Origin of the sequence: Alkalimarinus alittae (assembly GCF_026016465.1) — a bacterium.
Taxonomy (GTDB): domain Bacteria; phylum Pseudomonadota; class Gammaproteobacteria; order Pseudomonadales; family Oleiphilaceae; genus Alkalimarinus; species Alkalimarinus alittae.
Genome location: NZ_CP100390.1, coordinates 3,470,228 through 3,493,830, shown reverse-complemented (window position 1 = coordinate 3,493,830; position 23,603 = coordinate 3,470,228). Strand labels below are relative to the sequence as shown.

At 44.1% G+C, this 23,603-nt stretch carries 20 protein-coding genes and 1 pseudogene; 12 read left to right on the top strand and 9 right to left on the bottom strand.

Going from position 1 to position 23,603, the window contains the following annotated elements:
* The first annotated feature begins 21 nt into the window (after nucleotides 1-21).
* The 6 genes and pseudogenes from NKI27_RS15770 (at nucleotide 22) to NKI27_RS15745 (ending at nucleotide 5,377) form a co-directional block, all read left to right on the top strand.
* Nucleotides 22-1,785 carry a SulP family inorganic anion transporter gene (locus NKI27_RS15770; protein WP_265046993.1) on the top strand — a complete coding sequence of 588 codons (1,764 nt, stop codon included), beginning with the start codon at nucleotides 22-24 and terminating at the stop codon, nucleotides 1,783-1,785.
* A gap of 76 nt (nucleotides 1,786-1,861) precedes the next feature.
* Nucleotides 1,862-3,181, top strand: a complete 1,320-nt coding sequence (locus NKI27_RS15765; protein WP_265046992.1) for a leucine-rich repeat-containing protein kinase family protein — start codon at nucleotides 1,862-1,864, stop codon at nucleotides 3,179-3,181.
* Nucleotides 3,182-3,430: 249 nt separating this feature from the next.
* Nucleotides 3,431-4,354, top strand: a pseudogene (gene rimK, locus NKI27_RS15760) (30S ribosomal protein S6--L-glutamate ligase); the annotation flags it as partial.
* On the top strand, nucleotides 4,337-4,660 hold the full coding sequence (locus NKI27_RS15755; protein ID WP_406803169.1) for a cation:proton antiporter regulatory subunit: 324 nt from the start codon (nucleotides 4,337-4,339) through the stop codon (nucleotides 4,658-4,660). The pseudogene rimK and the gene NKI27_RS15755, both read left to right, overlap by 18 nt.
* Before the next feature lie 129 nt (nucleotides 4,661-4,789).
* Nucleotides 4,790-5,131, top strand: a complete 342-nt coding sequence (locus NKI27_RS15750) for a hypothetical protein (protein ID WP_265046991.1) — start codon at nucleotides 4,790-4,792, stop codon at nucleotides 5,129-5,131.
* Nucleotides 5,132-5,218: 87 nt separating this feature from the next.
* On the top strand, nucleotides 5,219-5,377 hold the full coding sequence (locus NKI27_RS15745) for a YqaE/Pmp3 family membrane protein (protein WP_265049537.1): 159 nt from the start codon (nucleotides 5,219-5,221) through the stop codon (nucleotides 5,375-5,377).
* A gap of 86 nt (nucleotides 5,378-5,463) precedes the next feature.
* Here the strand turns inward: NKI27_RS15745 and gloA are convergent, their stop codons facing one another.
* The 4 genes from gloA to nirB form a co-directional block, all read right to left on the bottom strand.
* Nucleotides 5,464-5,868 carry a lactoylglutathione lyase gene (gene gloA, locus NKI27_RS15740; protein ID WP_265046990.1) on the bottom strand — a complete coding sequence of 135 codons (405 nt, stop codon included), beginning with the start codon at nucleotides 5,866-5,868 and terminating at the stop codon, nucleotides 5,464-5,466.
* A gap of 29 nt (nucleotides 5,869-5,897) precedes the next feature.
* Nucleotides 5,898-8,609 (bottom strand): nitrate reductase, encoded by a 2,712-nt coding sequence (locus NKI27_RS15735; protein WP_265046989.1) that lies wholly within the window; start codon nucleotides 8,607-8,609, stop codon nucleotides 5,898-5,900.
* Between the two features lie 200 nt (nucleotides 8,610-8,809).
* The gene (nirD, locus tag NKI27_RS15730; protein ID WP_265046988.1) at nucleotides 8,810-9,136 is read right to left on the bottom strand and encodes a nitrite reductase small subunit NirD; all 327 of its coding nucleotides are present in this window, start codon (nucleotides 9,134-9,136) and stop codon (nucleotides 8,810-8,812) included.
* 85 nt (nucleotides 9,137-9,221) lie between these two features.
* A complete protein-coding gene (nirB, locus tag NKI27_RS15725) occupies nucleotides 9,222-11,669 on the bottom strand; it encodes a nitrite reductase large subunit NirB (RefSeq protein WP_265046987.1) in 2,448 nt (815 codons plus the stop codon).
* A 494-nt stretch (nucleotides 11,670-12,163) separates the two neighbouring features.
* Between nirB and NKI27_RS15720 the strand changes: the two genes are divergently transcribed.
* Nucleotides 12,164-13,633, top strand: coding sequence for a NarK family nitrate/nitrite MFS transporter (locus NKI27_RS15720; RefSeq protein WP_265046986.1), 1,470 nt, complete (start codon nucleotides 12,164-12,166; stop codon nucleotides 13,631-13,633).
* Between the two features lie 33 nt (nucleotides 13,634-13,666).
* A complete protein-coding gene (locus tag NKI27_RS15715) occupies nucleotides 13,667-15,397 on the top strand; it encodes a bifunctional protein-serine/threonine kinase/phosphatase (RefSeq protein ID WP_265046985.1) in 1,731 nt (576 codons plus the stop codon).
* A 2-nt stretch (nucleotides 15,398-15,399) separates the two neighbouring features.
* On the opposite strand, the gene NKI27_RS15710 is transcribed toward NKI27_RS15715, so the two are convergent.
* Nucleotides 15,400-15,531 (bottom strand): helix-turn-helix domain-containing protein, encoded by a 132-nt coding sequence (locus NKI27_RS15710; protein WP_265046984.1) that lies wholly within the window; start codon nucleotides 15,529-15,531, stop codon nucleotides 15,400-15,402.
* Between the two features lie 96 nt (nucleotides 15,532-15,627).
* The gene (locus NKI27_RS15705) at nucleotides 15,628-16,107 is read right to left on the bottom strand and encodes a YacL family protein (protein WP_265046983.1); all 480 of its coding nucleotides are present in this window, start codon (nucleotides 16,105-16,107) and stop codon (nucleotides 15,628-15,630) included.
* Between the two features lie 83 nt (nucleotides 16,108-16,190).
* Between NKI27_RS15705 and NKI27_RS15700 the strand changes: the two genes are divergently transcribed.
* From NKI27_RS15700 to NKI27_RS15685, 4 genes are all read left to right on the top strand, one after another.
* Complete coding sequence (locus NKI27_RS15700) at nucleotides 16,191-17,090, top strand: LysR family transcriptional regulator (RefSeq protein WP_265046982.1); 900 nt, start codon at nucleotides 16,191-16,193, stop codon at nucleotides 17,088-17,090.
* 147 nt (nucleotides 17,091-17,237) lie between these two features.
* Entirely contained in the window at nucleotides 17,238-17,804 is a 567-nt protein-coding gene (gene tehB, locus NKI27_RS15695) for a tellurite resistance methyltransferase TehB (RefSeq protein WP_265046981.1), read from the top strand.
* Nucleotides 17,805-17,933: 129 nt separating this feature from the next.
* Nucleotides 17,934-18,248 carry a hypothetical protein gene (locus tag NKI27_RS15690; protein WP_265046980.1) on the top strand — a complete coding sequence of 105 codons (315 nt, stop codon included), beginning with the start codon at nucleotides 17,934-17,936 and terminating at the stop codon, nucleotides 18,246-18,248.
* 472 nt (nucleotides 18,249-18,720) lie between these two features.
* On the top strand, nucleotides 18,721-20,955 hold the full coding sequence (locus NKI27_RS15685; RefSeq protein WP_265046979.1) for an NADP-dependent isocitrate dehydrogenase: 2,235 nt from the start codon (nucleotides 18,721-18,723) through the stop codon (nucleotides 20,953-20,955).
* An 84-nt stretch (nucleotides 20,956-21,039) separates the two neighbouring features.
* On the opposite strand, the gene NKI27_RS15680 is transcribed toward NKI27_RS15685, so the two are convergent.
* The 3 genes from NKI27_RS15680 to NKI27_RS15670 form a co-directional block, all read right to left on the bottom strand.
* Nucleotides 21,040-21,654: a helix-hairpin-helix domain-containing protein gene (locus NKI27_RS15680; RefSeq protein ID WP_265046978.1), complete on the bottom strand. Its 615-nt coding sequence runs from the start codon at nucleotides 21,652-21,654 to the stop codon at nucleotides 21,040-21,042.
* A 113-nt stretch (nucleotides 21,655-21,767) separates the two neighbouring features.
* Complete coding sequence (locus NKI27_RS15675; RefSeq protein ID WP_265046977.1) at nucleotides 21,768-22,298, bottom strand: DUF3299 domain-containing protein; 531 nt, start codon at nucleotides 22,296-22,298, stop codon at nucleotides 21,768-21,770.
* A gap of 43 nt (nucleotides 22,299-22,341) precedes the next feature.
* Nucleotides 22,342-23,601 carry an ABC transporter permease gene (locus NKI27_RS15670; RefSeq protein WP_265046976.1) on the bottom strand — a complete coding sequence of 420 codons (1,260 nt, stop codon included), beginning with the start codon at nucleotides 23,599-23,601 and terminating at the stop codon, nucleotides 22,342-22,344.
* Nucleotides 23,602-23,603 lie beyond the last annotated feature (2 nt).

Below are 23,603 nucleotides of genomic sequence, written 5' to 3'. Positions count from 1 at the left end.
AGGGATTTAATGAGTGAGGCTATGAGTAGCATTAATCTCAGCAAACGAGTGCCTTTTCTTAAATGGGCAAAAAGCTATAACCGAACCACTTTTGTTGCAGATAGTGTTGCAGCCATGGTGATTACGATTATGCTTATTCCTCAGTCGTTAGCCTACGCAATGCTGGCAGGGTTACCGCCTCAGTTAGGGCTGTATGCGAGCTTGTTGCCTCTAGTGGCGTATGCGTTACTGGGGTCAAGTGGGCCTCTCTCTGTTGGGCCATTTGCAATAACGTCTATTATGACGGCCACTGCTTTAGCGGCGACGTTTCCAGAGGCGTTAACCTCAGAATATGTGGCCGGAGCAGTCATCCTTGCATTTATGACGGGCGCTTTTTTGTTGGCCTTCGGCATTTTTCGGTTAGGTTTTTTAACTAACTTTATTAGTTTTCCCGTGGTGACGGGGTTTATTTCTGCGTCTGCTATTGTGATTGCCTCAAGTCAGGTGGGTAATTTATTGGGGATATCGACTAACACATCCAGTTTTTTTGAAGTCATAACTTCAACGGCGCAGCATATTCACCAAACGCATTTTGAAACGTTCTTACTAGGTCTATGCTCCATCGCTTTTTTATATGGTGCGCCTAAAATCATCAGGGCATTAGTATTGAAGCTCACTTCATCTTATTTTATCGCCGATAGTTTAAGTAGGACTGCGCCGATACTTGCGATGCTAGGGGCTATATCAGTGGTGCTGATGTTTGACCTTGAGCATAACGGTGTGGTGCTTTTAGGTGATATTCCGCAAGGGTTACCCGCTTTAGCGCTACCCAATTGGCAGCCGATAAACTGGGATTTTAAAACTTGGAAGAGTCTGGCCAGTTCTGCATTATTAATCAGCATTATTGGTTTTGTTAGTTCATTATCTGCGGCACAGGCATTTGCCGCCAAGCAACGTCAGCGAATTAACCCTAACCAAGAAGCCTTAAGTTTAGGCGTGGCTAATATATCCGCTGGCCTGTCGGGAGCGTTTCCGGTTGCGGCGAGTTTATCTCGCTCGGCGGTTAGCTTTAATGCCGGAGCCAAAACACCGGCAACTAGCGCGTTTACAGCTATTGGAATGGCTGTTAGTTGTCTGTTTTTAACCCCGTATCTTTATTCTTTACCCGTTGTCACTCTTGCGGCTTTAATATTACTTGCGGTGTTATCGTTGTTTGATTTTAACGCCATGAAACGTACTTGGGCGTTTAACAGACAAGACTTTTCTGCCTTGTTTATCACGATGATTCTTACGCTACTGAATGGCGTTGAGTGGGGGTTGGTGAGTGGTGTTATGTTGTCTATTGGGTTGCATTTATATCGATCTAGCCATCCCCATGTCGCCATTTTAGGGCGAGTACCTGCAACCGAGCACTTTAGGAATATTGATCGACATGATGTGATGACAGACCCCGAAATTGTTTCATTTCGAGTAGATGCCAGCCTGTATTTTGCAAATGCTCGCTTTTTGGAAGACCGAGTCAACGAGTTGGTGGCTTCTCATCCTAAGGCAAAGCATCTGATTTTGATGTGCAGCGCCATTAATGATATTGACGCGAGTGCGCTCGAAAGCCTTTACGATATTAATCAACACCTGAAAGATGCTGGTATGCAGCTCCACCTTTCTGAAGTTAAAGGGCCTATTTTAGACCGTATTAAGCGGAGTGATTTTCTTGAAGAAATGACGGGCAACCTTTACCTCAGCCACTATTTAGCCTGGAAAGACCTCACGAATCAGCCGATGGCGGGCTCAATAGCTGATCGCTAGTTTCGGTAAGCACTGGCTTTTTTAGCTCAGCCCATTATTATAACCGGCTCTTTATTTACGCCTAGGGCTACATATTTTGCAGACGTTAGAACAGTTAAAATCAGGGCAACTCAAAGGCATAAAGCGGTTACAGTTAGTCGAAGGGCTAACGATGTTCCCGACTGAAATATTTGAGTTGGCCGATACGCTAGAAGTGCTGGATTTATCGAATAATCAACTTGATTCACTGCCTGCTGATTTGGGCCGTCTGAAAAATCTCAAAATACTCTTTTTATCTAATAATAAATTCAAGCATCTGCCTGCGGAATTAGCTGGTTGTCCAGAATTGGAAATGATTGGATTTAAAGCAAATCAGATCAAACGTGTGCCGGAAGATTGTTTACCTACCAAGACGCGTTGGTTAATTCTGACTGAGAATCAGATTGAGCGACTACCCGAGTCAATGGGTAGGCTGCATCGTCTTAAAAAGTTAGCCTTGGCAGGTAATCAACTCACTTCATTGCCAGACTCAATGGCGGACTGTCAAAATTTAGAACTAGTTCGGCTGTCGGCTAATCAATTAACTCATCTACCTGACTGGTTGTTTCAGTTACCTAAATTATCGTGGCTAGCGTTTGCAGGTAATCCAATCGGTGATACGCCCGCATGCCAAAATAGCACCATGCCTCAGGTCAGCATGTCAGACCTTGAGATGGGTCGGAAAATAGGGGAAGGGGCTTCTGGCGTTATTTCTTGTGCTAAATGGATTAATCAGCCTGAGAGTCTTAATGGTTCTGATTTAGAGGTCGCTATTAAAGTCTTTAAAGGCCATGTGACCAGTGACGGTTACCCAAAAGACGAATTAGCGAACTGTTTAAAAGCAGGGGAGCACAGCAACTTGATCAAAGTGGTTGCGCAGGTTGCTGAAAGTGATCAGTTAGCGCTGGTGATGAAGCTCATTCCTGACACTTTTTATAACTTAGGCCTACCTCCCTCATTAGAAACATGCACGCGAGATACTTTTAACGATGGCATTCAATTCTCTGCTGATGAGATCGCTAACGTCACCACTCAAATGGCTGAAATGTTGGCGCACCTGCATCAAAACGGCGTTAGTCATGGCGATGTCTATGCCCATAACACAATGATTGATGATAACGCTTCAGTCTTGTTTGGTGACTTTGGCGCTGCTTCTAACGTGCATGTTTTACCTGTCGCACAACAAAAGGCAATGGAGGCAATAGAAGTGCGTGCTTTTGGCTGCCTGTTGGATGACTTATTAGCGCTGAATGAATCTGACGACAATCTTGAGCTCGTTAGATTATTGAGTGAGGTTAGAGATCGTTCTATGGCTGAGGCCGTTGGTTCTCGTCCAAGCTTTAATGAAATTAAAGAATATCTTAATCAAGTCTGCTAAGGTTAATTTTTAGTTTAGTAATGGGGCGCGCCTAAGCGGCGCTCTTACAAAAACAAATAAAATCATTATGTTACCCATTCGGTATTTATCTTCAAACGGGGTGGCGGGATAGATTCGCACTGATTTTTTGATCTAGACTATAATTAAACTATAACAGCGCTTGCAGTTAGTGATTATGTAAACTCGACTTTTAAATCACCTAGCAAGGACTTGCAATCACTCTAGTGATAATAAAAGGATAATGCTCAAATGAAATTAGCAATTCTATCTTGTGGTCCTAATTCATACAGTACCATGCGCTTTAAAGAGGCGGCTGCTCAGCGAGGGCATGAGGTTAAAGTCTTGAACACGCTTAAATTTGCTATCGACTTACAGCAAGGTGTTCCTGATCTCTATTATCGACAGAAAGCACTCAGTGCCTATGATGCAGTGCTGCCGCGTATCGGGGCTTCAATTACCTATTATGGAACAGCGGTGGTTAGGCAGTTCCAAGAAATGGATATTTTCTGTGCTAATACGGCGCACGGTATTAGCAACTCTCGTGACAAACTACGTAGTTTGCAGATACTCAGTCGACACCATATCGGTATTCCTCGTACCACATTTGTTCGAGATAAAAAAGATGTGCTACCCGCAATCGAACGTGTTGGTGGCGCGCCGGTTGTCATTAAGTTGATTGAAGGGACGCAGGGTATTGGCGTGTTACTGGCTGAAACCGTGCAAGCGGCCGAATCGATTATTGAGCTACTTCAAAGTCAGAAACAAAACGTCCTTATTCAGAAATTTGTCGCTGAAAGTAAGGGTAAAGATATTAGAGCATTTGTTGTTGGCGATAGAGTGGTTGCAGCGATGCGACGGGTTGCACAAGGCCAAGAGTTTAGAAGTAACGTACATCGCGGCGGTGTCGCAGAGGCCGTTGAATTAACTGAAGAGTATGCTGAAACCGCCGTTCGTGCGGCTCAAATTTTGGGTTTGAGAGTGGCAGGTGTCGATATGCTCGAAGGGAAAAATGGCCCTCAAATAATGGAAGTGAACTCTTCTCCTGGGCTTGAAGGTATCGAAACATGTACGGGGCTTGATGTTGCGGGCGCTGTTATTGAATACATTGCTGCGCAGGTGGATTTCCCTGAGATTGATGTTCGCCAACGGTTAACGGTGAGTAAGGGATATGGTGTTAGTGAGCTTTATATTCCAGAAGGTGCCAAGCTGGTGGGTATGGCGATAAAGGATACCGACTTATCAGAGAAGGATATTAATGTACTCACGCTTTACCGAGGCAGTAAGGTTATTCCTAATCCGAAGCCTACCAGAGAGCTTGAAGCGAATGATAAGTTGCTTTGCTTTGGTAAATTAGAATCCATGCGAAGCATGGTGCCGGCAAAAACCAGACGTCGACGCCAACCTGAGGTGACTGATCTACCAGACTCTATTTTGGGGGAGACGGCTACAGAACGGCTTGAAAAAGACGCAGATAAGTGAGTGCTATTGCTTAGAACGACCTACCAAGCCTGCTTCTTCTATAAGAGGCAGGCGTTTTATGGGTGTTTGTAAGCGCGAGCGCAAGCATTTTAAATTAGGTAATACAAAACGGTTTTGAGCAAGATACCAATGTATGAAAGTAAAAGTAAGCGCTTAGCTTCACGTAAGGCATTCCGACGACGAATGTTTTTTCATATACTCTCAGCCATCACTTTAGTGATTTTAACACTCGCTATAGGTGTTGGCGGGCACGTTTATTTCGACGATATGGCACCAGGTTCAGCGCTTATTGCATCCATCACATTAACCAGTGGGCTCGGATTATCAATCCTCCCTGAAACTACGTCAGGGCAGCTATTCACTAGCCTTTATGGGATTTTTTCAGGTTATGTTTACATTGTCACCAGCAGCATAGTCATTGCCCCTATTCTACACCGGGTTTTGCACAAGTTTCATTTGGATGAAGAGTGAGTGATAGGTGCTAATGTTGCTCCTACCAAAAGTGTGGCTTATGCTCGTAATGAATATAAATTGAAAATTAACAAACAGGACTACATGATGAATAAACTTATAATGATTTTACTGGCTATTTTCTTGCCGCCACTGGCTGTTTTTATAAAAGAAGGGGTTGGAAAGCATCTGTTTATTAATATTATATTATGTCTTCTGTTTGTTCTCCCAGGTGTTGTGCACGCGCTTTGGGTTAATATGAAGTAATAGCGGCGAGCCGCTATTACTATCGTAATCAAGCCGTTACTTAAGACTCATTTTAGTAAGCTAGATACGAAAGGAGTTGGTTAAATCTAACCTAACCCTTTCCCTGCATCTTTTTTGTTAATTAATTCAATGCTATAGCCATCAGGGTCTTTAACAAAGGCGATGATGGTGCTGCCGCCCTTTACGGGGCCTGCTTCACGTGTTACTTGGCCGCCTTTGGCTTTAATGGCATCGCAGGTGGCATAAATATCGTCGGTTTCAATGGCGATATGTCCGTATGCATTACCTAGATCATATTCGCTTTGTCCCCAGTTGTAGGTGAGCTCGAGCACAGCACCTTGGCTTTCATCCCCGTAGCCTACAAATACTAGGGTATATTTGTATTCCTCGTTTTCTGACTTGCGAATTAACTGCATTCCTAAAACGTCGGTGTAAAAGGCGATTGAGCGGTCTAAATCGCCTACGCGTAACATGGTATGAAGAATTCTCATTAAGACACCTGTTGAGTTAAATTTCTTAATCACTCATGAGACAGTAACGTCTCAAGTTCAGGAATACAAGAGCCGCAGTTGGTGCCTGCATTAAGGCACTCACCAATAGCCTTAACCGATGATAAGCCTTGTGTTTTAATAGCCGATTTAAGGGTGTTTTCACCAACACCAAAACATGCACAAACCGTTTTACCGCAATCTTCTCGGCCTGCAGGTGGTGAGCCAGATAACATTGCTAAACGCTCATCTAATTCAATACTGCTTTTATTAAACAGTTCAGCCAACCAGCCTCGAGTAGGCAAGTCTAGGCTAGGAGAGATAAACAGACAGCTTTCGAGCATATCGCTTACAAAACGAGCGCCTCGGTATTTACGATGTTTGATATCAGAGTATTCAACCCATTCGGTTTCTGCTTTTTGATTATCACAAAGTAGGGTTCTGGCCCAGACAGATAAATCATCAATCATCGACTCTGCCGCGAGTTCGTAACGATAGAATTTCTGTCCTCGTATTTTAACTACATACTGAACACTCTCGATATTGAGTGCCCGCCTAGACAATAAAAAACCGAACCACTGAGGTCGATAAAGCTTGATGGTCGCAGGGGTGTGCTTGCTTTCTGGTTGACCTGAATAGGGGTCCGTTACAGGGTTGACTAATGCACCCACACGGCCTTTCGAACTGAGTTGTTCAGTCCAATGCATGGGGATAAATAGATGGCCTGGCTTTTGACTATCGGTCACTTCAGCTCTTGCGATCATCTCGCCATAGGCACTGGACGTTAACACTAAACAGCCATCATCAATATTAAAGTGCTGCGCATCAGAAGGATGAAGCTCGATGAAAGGCTCAGCTTTATGGTTATTAAGTTGTGGTGCAAGCGCCGTACGAGTCATCGTGTGCCATTGGTCTCGTATCCGCCCTGTGTTAAGAATAAGTGGGAATTCATCACTTAGGCGAGCCTCAGGCAATCTTGGTTCAATTGCGATCATTTGGGCTTTACCTGTTGGGGTAAAATAGTGCCCATCTTCGAACATACGTTTAGTGCCTTGTGGCGACACTGACGTAACCGGCCATTGAATGGGCATTAGGTCATCGTACTGTTGGGCGCTAAGTGTTGCTAATGAGGAGATATTAAAATCACGTTTTTTAAGTAACGGGTCGTTTTTATCTAAGGTGTTTTCAAATGCAGACAATTGCGCATGTTCGTTAAATATCTCATGAGCAGACTGGTACGGAAATGACTGCTCAAACCCCATGGCTTTAGCCACTTGGGTGATAATCCACCAGTCGGGCTTTGCTTCGCCTGGTGGAGGGAGTATCGCACGTTGGCGTGAAATTCGCCGTTCTGAGTTGGTAACGGTACCGTCTTTTTCACCCCAGCCAAGTGCAGGTAATAACATATCGGCATATTGGGTGGTATCAGTATGCTGCATGCAGTCAGATACCGCTACAAACTCACACTTTTCTAAAGCGGCTTTGACTTGGTTAGCATTGGGTAGGCTATCCACAGGGCTGGTGGCCATAATCCAGACCGCTTTTACTTTACCGGCTTCAATGGCATCAAACAGATCAACAGCCTTTAACCCTTGAGAAGATGAAACATGGTCGCTCTGCCAAAAGCGACTTACACGATTGATGTTGTCTTCAGTAAAATCCATATGAGCGGCTAACTGATTGGCTAGCCCGCCAACTTCACGGCCACCCATAGCATTAGGCTGGCCTGTTAGCGAAAAAGGGCCTGCGCCGATTTTACCAATTCTGCCTGTCGCAAGGTGGAGGTTTATGATGGCGTTTACTTTATCGGTACCTGAGCTGGATTGATTAATACCTTGAGAGTAAGCAGAAATAATGTTTTCTGTTTGAGTGAACCACTGATAAAAAGTGGCAACGTCAGCTTCTGCTAACCCACATATATTGGCTACTTTTGTAATATTAGGTGTGGTTTCTATCGCTGATGTAATTGCGTGAGAAAAACCTTCGACGTGTTGCTCTATGTACTCAAAATTTAATTGACCTTGTTTTGACAAGTGAGCCAGTAAGCCATTAAACAAGTAGGCGTCTGTACCTGACTGAATCGGTAAGTGCAGGTCTGCAATAGCGCAGGTGTCGGTTTTTCGGGGGTCGATAACCACTACTTTTAATGCAGGGTTATTTTCTTTCGCTTTTTTAATGCGTTGAAAAATAATCGGGTGACACCATGCGGTATTACTTCCGGTGAGAATGATTAATTCGGCATGATCAATATCATCATAGCAGCCAGGCACTGTATCAGAGCCAAACGCACGCTTGTGTGCAACGGTGGGCGAGGCCATACATAATCTGGAGTTGGTATCGATATTCGAAGAACCAATAAAACCTTTCATTAGTTTATTGGCAACGTAGTAGTCTTCGGTTAATAGTTGCCCTGAAACATAAAAGGCGACGGCATCGGGTCCGTGTTGTTCAATAATGGCGCTGAAGTGGTCTGAGGTTTCTTTTATCGCCTTGTTCCAGCTGATTTGTTCGCCTTTATAAATCGGGTGAAGAAGTCTGTCGTCGAGTGTGAGCGTGTCTGCTAGCGCGGTGCCTTTTGAGCATAGCCTGCCATAATTCGAGGGATGTAGTTTATCCCCTCTTACCATAATGGTTCGTTCATCAATATTGTTGATGGTGGCCGATATTCCACAGCCTACTCCGCAGTATGCGCAGGTTGTTTTGATTTCTTTCGGCTCAACGGGTTTGAACGAGGCGTTCTGCATATTGTTTACTCTAGACTTTTGACTTACAAAGGTTGTCGACGTTTGCGTTACGTTGCGATAACAAAGGGCCGCTCAATACGAGTTAATATATAAGGAGTGAAGCGTCACACCCTCCTAGTTGGGAGCGAAGAGGGTGTGCGCTTCGTAGGACTCAAGGAGTCCGGTCGGCGGGAGCCGGTTACAGCGCGACTAAACGCTATTTATGCTGCGATAACATCTTCTAAAAATAGATAAACCATGCCGCCTTCAAGTCGCGCTTCAAAGGTTTTTGTGCAGCCTTTATCGTGACCTTTAGCTTCTCCATCATCGAGGCCAATGACCCAGTTATGAAGCGGGCAGGTGACTGATTTACCGTGCACGATACCCTGAGATAATGCGCCTTGTTTATGCGGGCAGCTATCGTGTAGGGCGAATACTTCATCGTCCATCGTGCGAAAAACGGCAATGTCACCTTGTTTGGTTTTAACCACCCGTGAACCGAGTTTTGGTATGTCTGTTAATTTTCCTATTTCAATGGTTTGACTCATTGTTTTGATCTCTCTAACGTCTTAAAAGTCGGTACAGGCTCTCCGAAGAACATTGTTCGCCGGAGGCCATAGGGTTCGTTTGAGTTTAAACTTCTGCTAATGGAATAAAGTCATTTTGGGCAACGCCTTCACTCGCACGCTCTTTCCATGGATCTTTCTGAGAGAACTTTTGAGAGAATAAGAACCCTTCATAATAGGCTTTACGTTTCTCTGCATTCTCTACTATCTGATCTTTAATATATTGCAGACCTACGCGCTCGATCCACGGTGCTGTTCGCTCGTTGTGGTGGCCTTGCTCACGGTACATCTGCATAAAGGCACCAGTATATTCAAGCACTTCATCTTCGGTCGCGACTTTAACCAAGAAGTCAGAAACGCGAACCTTAATACCGCCGTTACCCGCTACATAGATTTCCCAGCCTGAATCAACTGCGACAATACCTATATCTTTAATGGTGGCTTCGGCACAGTTACGTGGACAACCGGATACAGCAATTTTGAACTTTGCAGGTGTCCATGAACCCCATGTCATTTCTTCGATTCTAATGCCTGCGCCGGTTGAATCTTGAGTACCAAAGCGACAGTACTGTGAGCCGATACAGGTTTTAACGGTTCGTAGTGCTTTACCGTAGGCGTGACCCGACACCATGCCTGCGTCATTAAGGTCTTTCCACATAGGAATTAGGTTTTCTTTCTTAACGCCAACCAAGTCGATACGTTGGCCGCCTGTCACCTTAACCATGGGTACTTCGTATTTATCTGCTGCATCAGCGATAACCCGCAAGTCTTTTGCTGTGGTCACGCCGCCAAACATTCTAGGAACTACGGTATAGGTGTTATCTTTTTGGATGTTGGCGTGCATGCGTTCGTTGGTGAAGCGTGATGCCAAGTCATCTTCGTACTCGCCAGGCCATGCCGCGAGCAAGTAGTAGTTAATGGCCGGACGACAGACGTGACAACCATCAGCATTAGAAAATTCAAGAAAGTGGGATACCGCATGGAATGATTTAAGGTTATTTGGCTTAATCGCATCCCGAACTTGATCATGACCATAGCTTGTACAAGCACAGATCGTCTTCTGGCTTTCGCTAGGGTTGTAATCTCCGCCTAATGTAGAGGCGATAACCTGCTCCACTAAGCCAGTACAAGAACCACAAGAGGCAGATGCTTTAGTGGATGCACGGACCTCATCGAGGGTATATAGATTCTCTTCAGTAATGGCTTTTACAATATCGCCTTTACATACACCGTTACAGCCACATATTTCGGCTGAATCGGGCAAGTCTGCAGCGGCATTAACCCCCGCGTGACCCGAGTCACCCATATGTGCTTGTCCAAAGAGCAGTGAGTCACGGAAGTCTGCGACGTTTGTACCATCTTTCATTAGCTGAAAGTACCAGGAGCCGTCCATGGTGTCGCCATACATCACAGAGCCGATGATTTTGTCTTCTTTTAAAACCACTTTTTTGTAGATACCGCGTTTAGGGTCCTGAAAGATGACTTCATCAGTATCATCATCACCAGAAAAATCGCCGGCTGAAAACAGGTCAATACCTGTGACTTTTAATTTGGTTGATGTGGCTTGTGTACGATAAATTCCAATGCCGTAGGCTGCAAGATGGTTAGCTGCTACTTTTGCTTGGTCCCAAATAGGGGCTACCAAACCAAATAGCTCTTCACGGTGCTGAATACATTCCCCAATGGCGTAAATTTTAGGGTCAAATGTTTGCAAGGTATCATTTACTACGATGCCGCGCTCACAATGGAGCCCGACTTTCTGCGCGAGTTCAATATTAGGGCGAATACCGACAGCCATAACGACAAGCTCTGCAGGCAGTTTTTCACCATCTGAAAAAACAATCGATTTAACGTGACCATTTTCATCTGCTGTTAACTCTGATGTATTGGCATTCATTTTGAATTTTAAGCCGCGCTCTACCAATGATTGCTCAAGCAACTTTGCAGAAGGCTCATCTAGCTGGCGATTCATGAGTACTTCTAGGTTATGAACAACGGTAACGTCCATTCCTTGCTTCATTAAACCGTTTGCGGCCTCAAGCCCCAATAGACCACCACCGATAACAATGGCATGTTTCTTTTCTTTAGAGGCTTTTAACATGGTCTCGACATCAGCAATATCGCGAAATGAAATCACACCGTCAAGATCATGCCCAGGTAAAGGAATAATAAAGGGATTAGAGCCCGTAGCGAGGAGAAGTCGGTCGTATTGGGCTTCGGTACCATCAGCAGCGATGACTTTCTGGTTACGACGGTCAATGTTAACGGCTTTTTTATCGTCACCGGCATGTAGTGTAATATTGTTGTCTTTATACCAATCAAGATTATTAATCATAATCTCTTCAATCGTCTTCTCACCCGTCAGAACAGGAGACAGCATGATGCGGTTATAGTTTCCGTAAGGCTCTGCACCAAATACGGTGATATCGTATTTATCAGGGGCTATTTTAAGTAGCTCTTCAACTGTACGCATACCTGCCATACCATTTCCGATTACGACCAGCTTATCTCTCATTCGTATCTCCAAAATCTTTAGAAACTTCTATATAGGTAATGCCTATCCATAAAAAACTGTTATTCCCGTAAACATCAGTCATGTCTAAAACAACCTGTCATTCCCGCCTTCGCGAGGATGACAGCAGGGTAAAACTAAGGTGCTGCTAGATGTTTACTAGGTGGTTATGTGTCTTATTGCATAAGCTATGCCAGAGTTTTTGTGTTAATTTATCTTGTTGAAAATAAAGAGTATTTATTCTCTTTTTTATTTTATTGTGCATTTTTTTGGTCGTTGATGGGTCTGTTATGAGGCATAAGCACTTGAATGGTGCACGCGCTTTTTTGGGGCTCGTGCACCAGACCTTTTGCACCAAAACATGATTTATATCGTTTTATGTCGTTGTATATATTGTGTTGTTTTTGGTTATCTTTATGAAAAATAAGCAAAAAAAACTATTGGCATTCATTTTGTAGTTGTAGGGGAGCTACTTTATAAATAAATGGAGAAAACCAATGTCCGGTGAAAGCCTCAATATTCTCAACTTTGCGGATAAAAAAATTCGCATGCTCCACGTATCGTGGATCGCATTCTTCATTACTTTTGTGGTGTGGTTTAACCATGCCCCTCTATTAGCGTTTATGAAAGAAGCGTTTGATCTATCGAGCCAGCAAGTTAAAGCGCTAATGATTTTGAATGTGGCGATGACTATTCCTGCTCGAATTCTGATTGGTATGCTAGTGGATAAATTTGGCCCTCGTATTATTTACAGTGGGCTGTTGATGACATCGGGTGTAGTCTGTACAGCCTTTGCGCTTGCTCAAACCTATGAGCAATTAGCCTTGTTGCGTTTTTTGATGGGCTTTACGGGGGCTGGGTTTGTTATAGGTATTCGTTTGGTGAGTGAATGGTTCCCTGCAAAGACGGTGGGTGTCGCTGAAGGTATATACGGCGGTTGGGGAAACTTTGGCTCAGCTGCAGCTGCGATGTTATTACCCACGCTAGCACTTGTTATTGGAGGTGAAGATGGATGGCGTTATGCGCTAATGTGTACCGGCGCAGTTGCATTTTTGTATGGTATTTTCTTTTATAAGGTCGCTCGAAATACGCCTAAGGGTTCAACGTATTTTAAACCTAAAAAGTCGGGTGGTTTAGAAGTCACCTCTAAGCGTGATTTCTATTTCTATCTAGCCATGAATATCCCCATGTATATTGCATTAGCGGTATTAACATGGAAGTTAGGTCCAGAAAAAATTAATTTGTTAAGTGACTTTGCCAGTAATGTTATCTATGTGGGGCTAGCCGCTTTGTTTGTTGTACAGACCAGCCAAATCTACAAGGTAAATAAAGAAAACCTTAAAAACGGCGTTCCCGAATTACAGCAATATAAATTTAAACAGGTTGCTATTTTAAACTGGGCTTACTTTGTTACCTTTGGCTCTGAGCTAGCGGTTGTGTCTATGCTGCCTTTATTCTTTATGGAAACTTTTGAGTTAACCGCGGTTACCGCAGGGTTATTAGCCTCCGGCTTTGCCTTTATGAACTTGGTGGCGCGCCCAGGTGGTGGTTGGTTAAGTGATAAGTTTGGTCGTAAGAAAACGTTGTCTATTCTGATTTGTGGTTTGGCGATAGGTTATATGGTGCTGAGTCAGATCGATAGTGCGTGGTTAATTCCGCTAGCGGTTGTGGCAACAATGTGTTGTTCGTTCTTTGTGCAGGCGGGCGAGGGGGCTGTATTTGCTATGGTGCCTTTGGTTCAGCGAAGAATGACTGGGCAAATTGCTGGCATGACAGGCGCATACGGTAATGTAGGTGCGGTCATCTTTTTAACGGTATTATCGTTTGTTGATACGGCTACCTTCTTTATGTTTATTGCGGGTGCTGCAGCGGTATGCTTCATCTTTGTGCAGTTTCTTGAAGAGCCTGCAGGTCATATGGCTGAAGTAATGGAAGATGGCTCTGTACAACTGATTGAAGTGTCGTAGTGAAAAAGCTTAACGGTTTTCTGGGGGCAGTCGATGCATTTAAGTAGTGGTTTAAATACTAGCGTAGGGCAGGCAACAGACAAAGGCCCTAAGCATCAGAATGAAGACTGCCTAGGCATTCGTATGCCTAAAGACCCTATGTTGACTATGAAGGGCGTGGTGGCGGTCATTGCGGATGGTGTGAGTAGTGCAGAGGCAGGAAAGGAAGCCAGTGAAACCTGTGTTAAGAACTTTCTTAATGACTACTACTCAACGCCAGACTCATGGACTGTAAAAACCTCTGCTCAAAAAGTACTGACGGCGCTGAATCGTTGGCTTTATGGGCAAGGCCAGCGATATATAGATGCGCACCGAGGCTACATCAGTACGTTATCTGTTTTGGTCATAAAATCGCGTATGGCGCATTTGTTTCATATTGGCGATAGCCGCATTTATCGTTTGCGAGGGCATGACTTTGAACAGTTAACCACTGATCACAGTGCTCACGTGAGTAAAGATAAAGCCTACTTGACTCGTGCTATGGGCATGGATATACGACTGGATGTAGATTATCGGGTAGAAGCCGTAGAAGAGGGGGATGTATTTTTTCTCAGCACTGATGGGGTGCATGACTTTTTAACCCGCAAAGAGATCAAAGCTATTATTCAGTCTGCGGGTACTGATTTTGAGCTAACCTGCCAGACGCTGATTGAGATGGCAAAACAGACTGGCAGTGATGATAATTTAAGCTGCCAGATATTGCGCATTGATCAGTTGCCTGATGCGAACTCAGAAGATGTTTATAAAAAGCTAAATGACCTGCCATTCCCCCCGTTTTTAAACGTCGGTATGACGATAGATAACTATCGAGTATTGGATGAAATTCATGCCAGCAATCGAAGTCAGTTGTATGTTGTTCAGGATGAAGACACAGGCAAGAAATGGGTGATGAAAACCCCTTCAGTTAACTATGAAGATGACCCTGCTTATATCGAGCGCTTTATTATGGAGGAGTGGATAGGGCGTCGTATAGACTGCCCAAATGTAGTGAAGGTGCCAACAGACGTACATCGCAGGCAATGGCTTTATTATCTATCAGAATATGTTGAAGGGGAAACCCTGGCCAAATGGATTGAGACTACAAATAAACGAGATGTTGGACAAATACTCGATATTATTGAGCAAGTGGTTAGAGGTGTGAGGTCGCTGCACCGAAAAGAGACGCTTCATCAAGACATAAAGCCCGATAATATTGTGTTGACTCAGGATGGCGAAGCGAAGCTGATCGATTTTGGGTCATGCTTGGTGGCAGGGGTCAATGAAATAGTATCCCCTTTTGAGCGAGATACAATTTTGGGTACAGCGACTTATGCTGCACCAGAATATAAATTACGTCGATCTGGCAGCGTGCGTTCAGACTTATTTTCTATTGCGATGATTACGTATGAAATGCTGACGGGGCGTTTGCCCTTTGGCGAGGTTTTTGATCGCTGCGAGAGTGCGCAAGATTTTTCACGGCTTAAATACGAGCCAGCCTATTGGCATAACCCTATGGTGCCGGCGTGGATGGATGGCGCGCTAAAAAAAGCCTTACATATTTCACCTGAACTCCGTTATGAGTCTTTATCTGAGTTCGTGTTTGACCTCAGACACCCCAACCAACAGTTTATGCGACTGAAAAATCAGCCGTTGATTGAGCGAAAGCCTATGCTATTTTGGCGAGCGACATGTGGTTGTTTGCTGGTCAGTCAGATAGTGACTTTATGGCTATGGCTAGGGTCGTAAACTCACTTAAACCATTTCTGAATAGTGCGGGTGGTAACACCAATGGCTTTTGCGATTTCTTTTTGTTTATAGCCTTCCATTCTCATGGCTGCTGCGATTGATTTGGGCCGAAGCTCGACTTCTTGAATGATCATATACACACCTTTGATTAGACTCTCTCCAATAATTTAATAGTGTGCCTTAACAGTGTGACAGATTAGTGTCAATTGAGTCGCGATGATGGTTAAACGCTAGTGAATAAACTGCTCCCAGTCTAATACTGCTTGTTTGAAATCATTGGTGCCGCATTCTGCATACGATTCCTGATCATACAACTCAGTATTTTCTGGCAGTTCTTCATCAATATCGATATCAAGTGCTAGCGCTATGACCTCTGCCTGCTCTGCATTTAGGCGCAGTTGAAAGGTTTTGCCTTGAATGTGGTGCTGCATGATTTGGCGCTGCTCAAGCTGTCGAATAATATCGAGCAGATCGGCAATAGATTGTTTATCTTTGCGCAGTTCTTCAGTAAACCATAGCCCAATTGCTTCGTGGCCTATGGAAAATTGAGCGATAGGGTTGAATTGCTCATCAAACGTGAATTCGTAATCCATAAAAGCCTCTAGTCGAACTTGCTGGTGGGAAGCGCATTCTACATGAATAGCCGCTACAAGCGCATCAATAGTTACCGTAAGCCCCATGGGTAAAGCAGGTTTAATAGTATAAAACATCAAAACAATAGATGAAATATATTGAGTGATGGCTATTTATGGTTTAAAAAGTAGATGTAAGTAAGCCTTGAGTGGGAGATAACGTGAGAACACCTAGAATATCACTAGAACAGTGGGCGGCCTTTAAAGCAGTGGTTGACGAAGGCTCTTTTGCTAAGGCCGCAGAAACACTTAATAAAAGCCAGTCAAGTGTTAGCTACACGCTGAGTAAAATGGAAGAACTTTTACCCACCCCGGTGCTTGAGCAGCAGGGGCGAAAAGCGGTGTTAACTGAGGCCGGGGAGGTTCTTTATCGCAAGGCGACAAATCTGTTAAAAGAAGCAGGTAACGTAGAGTCATCAGCCGACCTATTAGCAAAAGGTTGGGAGCCACAAGTGACGGTTGCTGCTGACCTTCTGGTTGATTTTGACCCATTAATCAGGGCGTTAGCTGCGTTTTCAAATGAGTCACCCGCCACCCGTATAGTGGTGCTTGAAACGACGTTGTCAGGCACTGATGAGGCATTGTTAGAGCGACGTGCAGATATCGTCTTATCACCTAAAGTCCCCCCTGGTTTTTTAGGTAAGCCTTTAGGCTTGGTTGAGATGTTACCGGTGGCTCACCCTAATCATCCGCTTTTTTCATTGAAAACGGATGTGACAGAACCTGAGTTACGCCAGCATCGCCAAGTAGTATTTAGAGATACCGGTATTAAACGGCAGCAGGATGCAGGCTGGCTGGGTTCAGAACAACGGTGGACGGTAAGTACCGGCGCTACGGCTATCAAAATTGTAAAGCGGGGATTGGGCTTTGCCTTTATTCCGCCGCATATGATTAAGGAGGAGTTAGATGCTGGGGAACTAAAACGCATACCGTTAGATATGGATGCGAGAAAATTATTACCGTTTCATATTATTCTATCTGGAATGGAAAACGCAGGGCCTGCTTGCAAAGCCTTAGCCATGCATATAACCACGCAATTTCTGAAAGAGTCGTCTAAATAACCAAGCATCGAATGTCCTATTTTTTCAGTCGAAACGAGGGCTTATTCAAAATTCAAGAAGCCCTATAACGCATGCTCATTTATATTTGATTAAGCAATATTAGACGTAAGATAATGAGCCCTCATTATATAAAATTAAGTGATTGCCATGACAGTAGACCTAAATAACCGCTACGGTTTAAACCCCGCACACAGTGAAGTGGTAGATGCGTGCAACATCGTTGAGCCATGCGATACGCTAGATATGGGGTGTTCGAATGGGCGCAATGCGCTGTACCTCGGCCAGCTCGGGTTTAACGTTGTTGCGATAGACGCTAACCCTAGTGCTATAGATATGCTGCAAAGCATTATTAATCAAGAGAGCCTGACTAATGTTAAGGCTCAAGTCTACGACATTAACTGCGCCAGTCTTGATAAGGACTATGGCTTTATTGCCTGCACCGTAACACTAATGTTTCTTGATCCCGTGCGCGTTAATGCCGTGATTGCTGATATGCAAGCGCGTACCTTGCCGGGAGGGTATAATCTAATAGTATGTGCCATGAGTACTGAAGAGCATCCATGCCCCGTTCGCTTTCCGTTTACGCTAAACGCAGGACAGTTACGAGAGACTTATGAGGGCTGGGAGTTCATTAAGTACAACGAAGACGTAGGTACCATGCACAATGGCGCGCAGTTACAATTTGCAACCATGTTAGCGCGCAAGCCTCGCTAAAGGGGGGCGTGCTAATGCTCACACTGGTGTCAGCTACAAAGTGTTTACGCTGAAACTAGCTTGGACGTGGGAGAGTACAGCGACTATCTTCTATATGTAGTGTCAAATACTGGATACAGGAGGTTTAAAATGGACGTTAAATATTACGTATATGAAGATCTCAGCTTTGACGTAGGCCCTGGTGAAACATTCGATTTCACCGCCAACTGCCAAAACTCAGGTGAAGTCCCTATTAGTGCCGGTGCTCAAATAATTGTTGCTAACGATAGTGATGATTATAAAAAAGGGTTGGTGTTATGTGAGAGTTACCCGTATTTGCTAAGTGGTAAAGAAGGTTGGGTCATTCGATATCAAAATGTCTCAGAAACACATATCGATGGGATGTTTCGTGTCTACCTTGTGTGTCAGGTGAACGCGACTTATCAGACACAGGTATTAGACTAGGTGCTAGATATAAAAAGTAGGATTAGAATGGGATATTAGGTACAAGAGGAAGAGGCGCTATTGAGTGGTGCAATTTTGCATCAGTAGCAGTGGTCCTTCCTCCACCTTTCAGACTTGTAATAGATGCCTAGTAAGTGATTTGGCTGGTGGTAAGTATTCAATTTCATCAGATAAAATTAAAAAAACCTTTCAAATCAGCTATCTTTGACTAAAGTCAAAGAGTTATTATCTTACCCGCGTGTTAGTGTATAACGCTTTTTATCTGAAGCATACGGCTCAAAAACGTCTATATTTGGATCTGTAATCAAATTGTAGGAAAAGAGCGCTATTACTTTCTATACTTCAAGCTACAGTGTAGAGCCGTTTTTCAGTATACTATTGCCACGAAATTACCGCTCCGTTAACAAAAGGGGGCCAAAAGCCGCCTTTTTATTAATTTTTTGGTTACCTTACCGATAAAATTGGGGAAAATATGACCGTTCAAAAATCAAAAATAATCTATACCAAAACCGACGAAGCACCAGCGTTGGCAACCTACTCTTTACTCCCAATCGTTAATAAATTTGCAGCTGCAGCCGGCATTAATGTCGAAACAAGCGACATATCTTTAGCTGCAAGAATACTAGCTACTTTCCCCGACAATCTTAATGAAAATCAAAAAGTACCCGATGCACTTAAAGAGTTGGGTGATCTGACGAATAAGCCTGATACTAATATTATTAAATTGCCAAACGTGAGTGCTTCTATTCCACAGCTAAAAGAAGCGATTGCAGAACTTCAGTCCCAAGGGTTTGATATTCCAGATTACCCAGAAGAGGCAAAAACTGAGCAAGAATCTGAGATTCAAGCTAAGTACTCAAAAGTGTTAGGAAGTGCTGTTAACCCCGTTTTACGTGAAGGTAACTCTGACCGAAGAGCGCCAGCCGCTGTAAAACAATATGCTCGAAATCATCCACACTCAATGGGTAAGTGGAGCCAAGCGTCAAGAACTCACGTCGCACACATGCGTAAAGGTGACTTTTACCACAGCGATATTTCAACGGTAGTTGAAAAAGCCGGTAACCTGAGAATTGAGTTGGTCGATAAAGACGGAAACGTAAATGTACTTAAGAACGCGGTGCCAGTGCTTGAAGGCGAAGTGATTGACAGTATGTTTATGAGCGCAAAGGCGTTGTGTAAATTCTTTGAAGAAGAAATGGAAGGCGCCAAGAACGCTAACTTGCTATTTTCACTGCACGTAAAAGCAACCATGATGAAGGTTACTCACCCGATTGTGTTTGGTCATGCAGTAAAAGTTTACTACAAAGACGCATTTGAAAAACATGCTGAAACGTTCAAGAAGCTAGGTGTTAATCCAAATAACGGTTTGGGTAATATTTACGAGAAAATTGAAAGCCTGCCTTTTTCATTACGCCACGAAATTGAAGACGATATTCGCGCTTGTTATGAAGAGCGTCCTGAAACGGCGATGGTCGATTCAGAAAAAGGTATCACAAACTTACACGTGCCGAGTGACGTTATTGTTGATGCATCTATGCCCGCCATGATTCGTGTTGGCGGAAAGATGTGGGGCACCGATGGTAAGTTAAAAGACACTAAAGCGGTTATTCCAGATAGCTGTTACGCGACTATTTACCAAGAAGTTATTAACTTCTGTAAGCATCATGATGCATTTGATCCTACCACCATGGGCACAGTGCAGAACGTTGGCTTGATGGCTCAAAAAGCTGAAGAGTATGGCTCTCACGATAAGTCGTTCGAGTTACCGTCAGATGGAACGGTTCGCGTTGTTGATGAAAGCGGCCAGGTGTTATTGCAGCATGTAAACTTAGAGAAGGGCGATATCTGGCGTATGTGTCAAACCAAAGATGCGCCAATTCAGGATTGGGTTAAGTTAGCCGTGACGCGTGCACGAGCAACTGGCTTACCTGCTATTTTCTGGTTAGATAAGTATCGTGGACATGATGCGCAAATGATCAAAAAAGTTAAAAAGTACTTAAAAGATCATGATACAGAAGGATTAGATATTCGCATTATGACGCCTGATATCGCTATTCGTTACACCATGGAACGTTTGCGTCATGGTGAAGACACAATATCGGTAACCGGTAACGTACTACGTGATTATTTAACGGACTTGTTCCCGATTTTGGAACTAGGTACTAGTGCTAAAATGCTCTCTATTGTACCTCTGATGGCGGGTGGCGGACTGTTTGAAACGGGCGCGGGTGGTTCTGCACCTAAGCATGTTCAGCAGTTTGTAGAAGAGGACCATTTACGTTGGGATTCACTGGGTGAATTCTTAGCGATTGCCGTTTCTTTAGAAGACCTTGCAGGCAAAACAGACAATGGCAAAGCTAAAATTTTGGCAGAAACATTGGATAAAGCCACAGGTGTGTTGCTAGAGAACAATAAGTCACCTTCACGTAGAGCAGGTGAGCTTGATAATAGAGGTAGTCATTTTTACTTGGCGCTTTATTGGGCTCAGGCTTTGGCTGAGCAAACAGAAGATGCAGAGTTGCAAGCAGCCTTTTCTAAGCTAGCAAAAGATCTGGCTGACAATGAGCAGAAGATTGTTGAGGAGTTGACAGTCAATCAAGGTCAGCATGTCGACCTAGGTGGTTACTATCACCCAGACGTAGATAAGGTGACTAAGGCCATGCGTCCAAGTGAAACACTAAACGCGTTGTTAGGCACTAACGTATAACTCGAAATTGAGTTACAAAAAAACCAAAGTGGGTACACCTGCTTTGGTTTTTTTATGCATGATAGGTTTGTTTAAATTGTAGACCTATTTGTTATCGAGTAATGCTTGAGCTTCTTTTTTCCACGAGCTAAACCCTCTGGCGCTTTCAAACTGCTTTAGTGCTTCAGTTTTGCTGGCCGGTGTATTAGCCAAGTCTTCTAGTGTTGTAAAACCGGCGTCAGCCAATTTCTTTTCTAGTACGGGGCCTATTCCTTTTATAGATGAAATCGAGGGCGCTTTACTTGCTTTTGGCTTGCTGGGTGCCTTTTTGGCTTTGGCTACTGGTGCTTTGGTGCTTTTTTTCTTGGTTGGTTTGTTAGCGGGTTTAGCGGGAGTGCTTTCTTTTAGGTTAAGTTTTTCAGCAAGCTCTTTAGGAATGTGTGCGATCACTTTATCCTGCATTTTCAATACAGAGGCCATGCGCTCATCAAACTCATCTTGTAATTCAGCTACTTTTTTGTGATAGCTTTTTTCCATTTTCTTGATCAGTTTACGTGCCGGCTTACCGGGGTCTTTACGCAGTGTTTTTACCTGAGATGTTAGCTCGTCTACTTGTTCTTGTAGTTCTTTTTGGGTCGATTTAAGTTTTGCGTTGATTTCTTTCAGCATAGATTTGCCTTTGGATTTCTTCTTACTGTCTTTTTTTGAGGCTTTGGCCATTTTGCGTTCTCCTAGGGTCGTCTATCGTCATACGAAATGTGAATGCAAATGGTATGTGTGCAGTGTTTACGCGTCAAATTATTTTGGTTGATATAAGCTCACGCCTATAACCTTTACTCGCCTTCTGTATAAATGGATACTTTAATAGCCTTCATGCTATAGCCTGAAACGGCGAGGTCGCTCTCAACCTCACCTACTTTGATTGGGCCTTCTATCCATACCGGGTCATAAAGCATGTCTGGATGCACCCCCATAGGAAAGTTTACATATACAATCTGATTAGTGGGCGGTGGAGGCGTATGCATACAAGCACCGAAATAAGGCACTAGCAAAAACTCGGTGACTTTGTTTTCGTCACCTCCTAAGGGCACCATAAAGCCGGGGAGTCTGACCTTTTGGCCATCGAGTTCTTTTTTTACCGCATTGAGAAGGGGGGACATTTGCTGCTCAAAAGCGTCGCCACTGTGATCGATTTCAATGGCGGCACTCTTCTTTAACGCTGCGATAACATGGTCAGGAATTAAGTCATCCCACTCTAGTGTTTTAACTGAGTCTGCATAGGCTGATGAGAGTGGGATAATAAATAAAGTTAATAAAAGGCTGCGATAGAATCGGTTCGCAACGGATGGCTTTTTTGTGTCCACAATAGGATCCTTTTTAAACGTGTCGTTAAGTTTATTGATCATGCTATACCCTGATGGTCATGCCATCGGCTAGCGACATTCGATAAGCGCGCACTGAAGGTGCAATGCCAATGGCTAAACCAGAGAGCAGAACAATGCCAAGCAGCTGCCACTCGTAGGTTGTGAGTAAAGAAATGGTGATTAACACACCAAATTCTTCTTGAAGTATGGGTTGAGCGATTGCTAATAGGCTAAACAATAGGGTCACGCCCAACACTGCGCCAGCGAGCGCCAAAATGCCGGCTTCACTGATCATCAATAGAAAAATTTGTAGTGGGCGAGCCCCAACCGCTCTGAGAATAGCCATCTCACGCCTTCGTTCATTAAGGCTTGCTAATATCATTGTGAGCATTCCCAGTAAGCCAGAGGCTACAACAAAGCCAGATATCACCACTAGGGCTTGCTCAGCAATGCCCATCATGCTCCATAGCTCATGGAGTGCAACGCCTGGGATGATGGCCTGTAGAGGCTCTTGTTTATACTGATTAATCATGCGCTGTAGTTGAAATACTTTTATCTTTGACGCCATACCGACCAAGGCTGCAGTGATAACAGTGGGTTCTAACGAATCAACATCGAGCGCTGACGTATCCACAGAGCCTGTCATAGGCGGCGCACCGTTATTCCAGCCAAGGTGAATTGCTTCTATGGCGGGCAGGCTCACATGCACTGTTTTGTCTACTGGCGTGGAGGTTGGCGCTAATATACCGCTGATGGTGAATGGCATCTGATCATGCTTGGTGAACGAGGTTGAGCCAGCGCCATGAGCGATGATGATTTTGTCGCCGATGCTATAGCCTAATTTCTTGGCCACTTCAGCGCCTACGACCGTTTCAAATAATGACTCAAATGGCTGCCCTTGGTTAAACTTCAGCGGCTGGTTTTGGCCAAATTGGTAGTGTTTGAAGTAATCTGTATTGGTTCCTAGCACCCGATATCCGCGATGAGAGTCTCCTAATGAAAGAGGCACTGACCACTTGACCGATTTTTGCTTGGCAATCTCTTGATAGCTCTGCCAAGAGATATTATTAGTTGCATTGCCAATTCTAAATACAGAATAAAGTAATAGTTGAACAGGGCCGGTTCGAGCGCCGATGATTAGGTCAGTGCCAGAAATAGTATGCGAAAAGCTTTCTTTAGCTTGTGTGCGAACCCGTTCAACACCCAGTAATAAACTGACACTGATAGCGATAGCAAACACCGTTAATAGTGCGGTAGCCCTTCGGTTATATAGGCTTTTTAAGGCAAGTTTTATAATGGCCATTA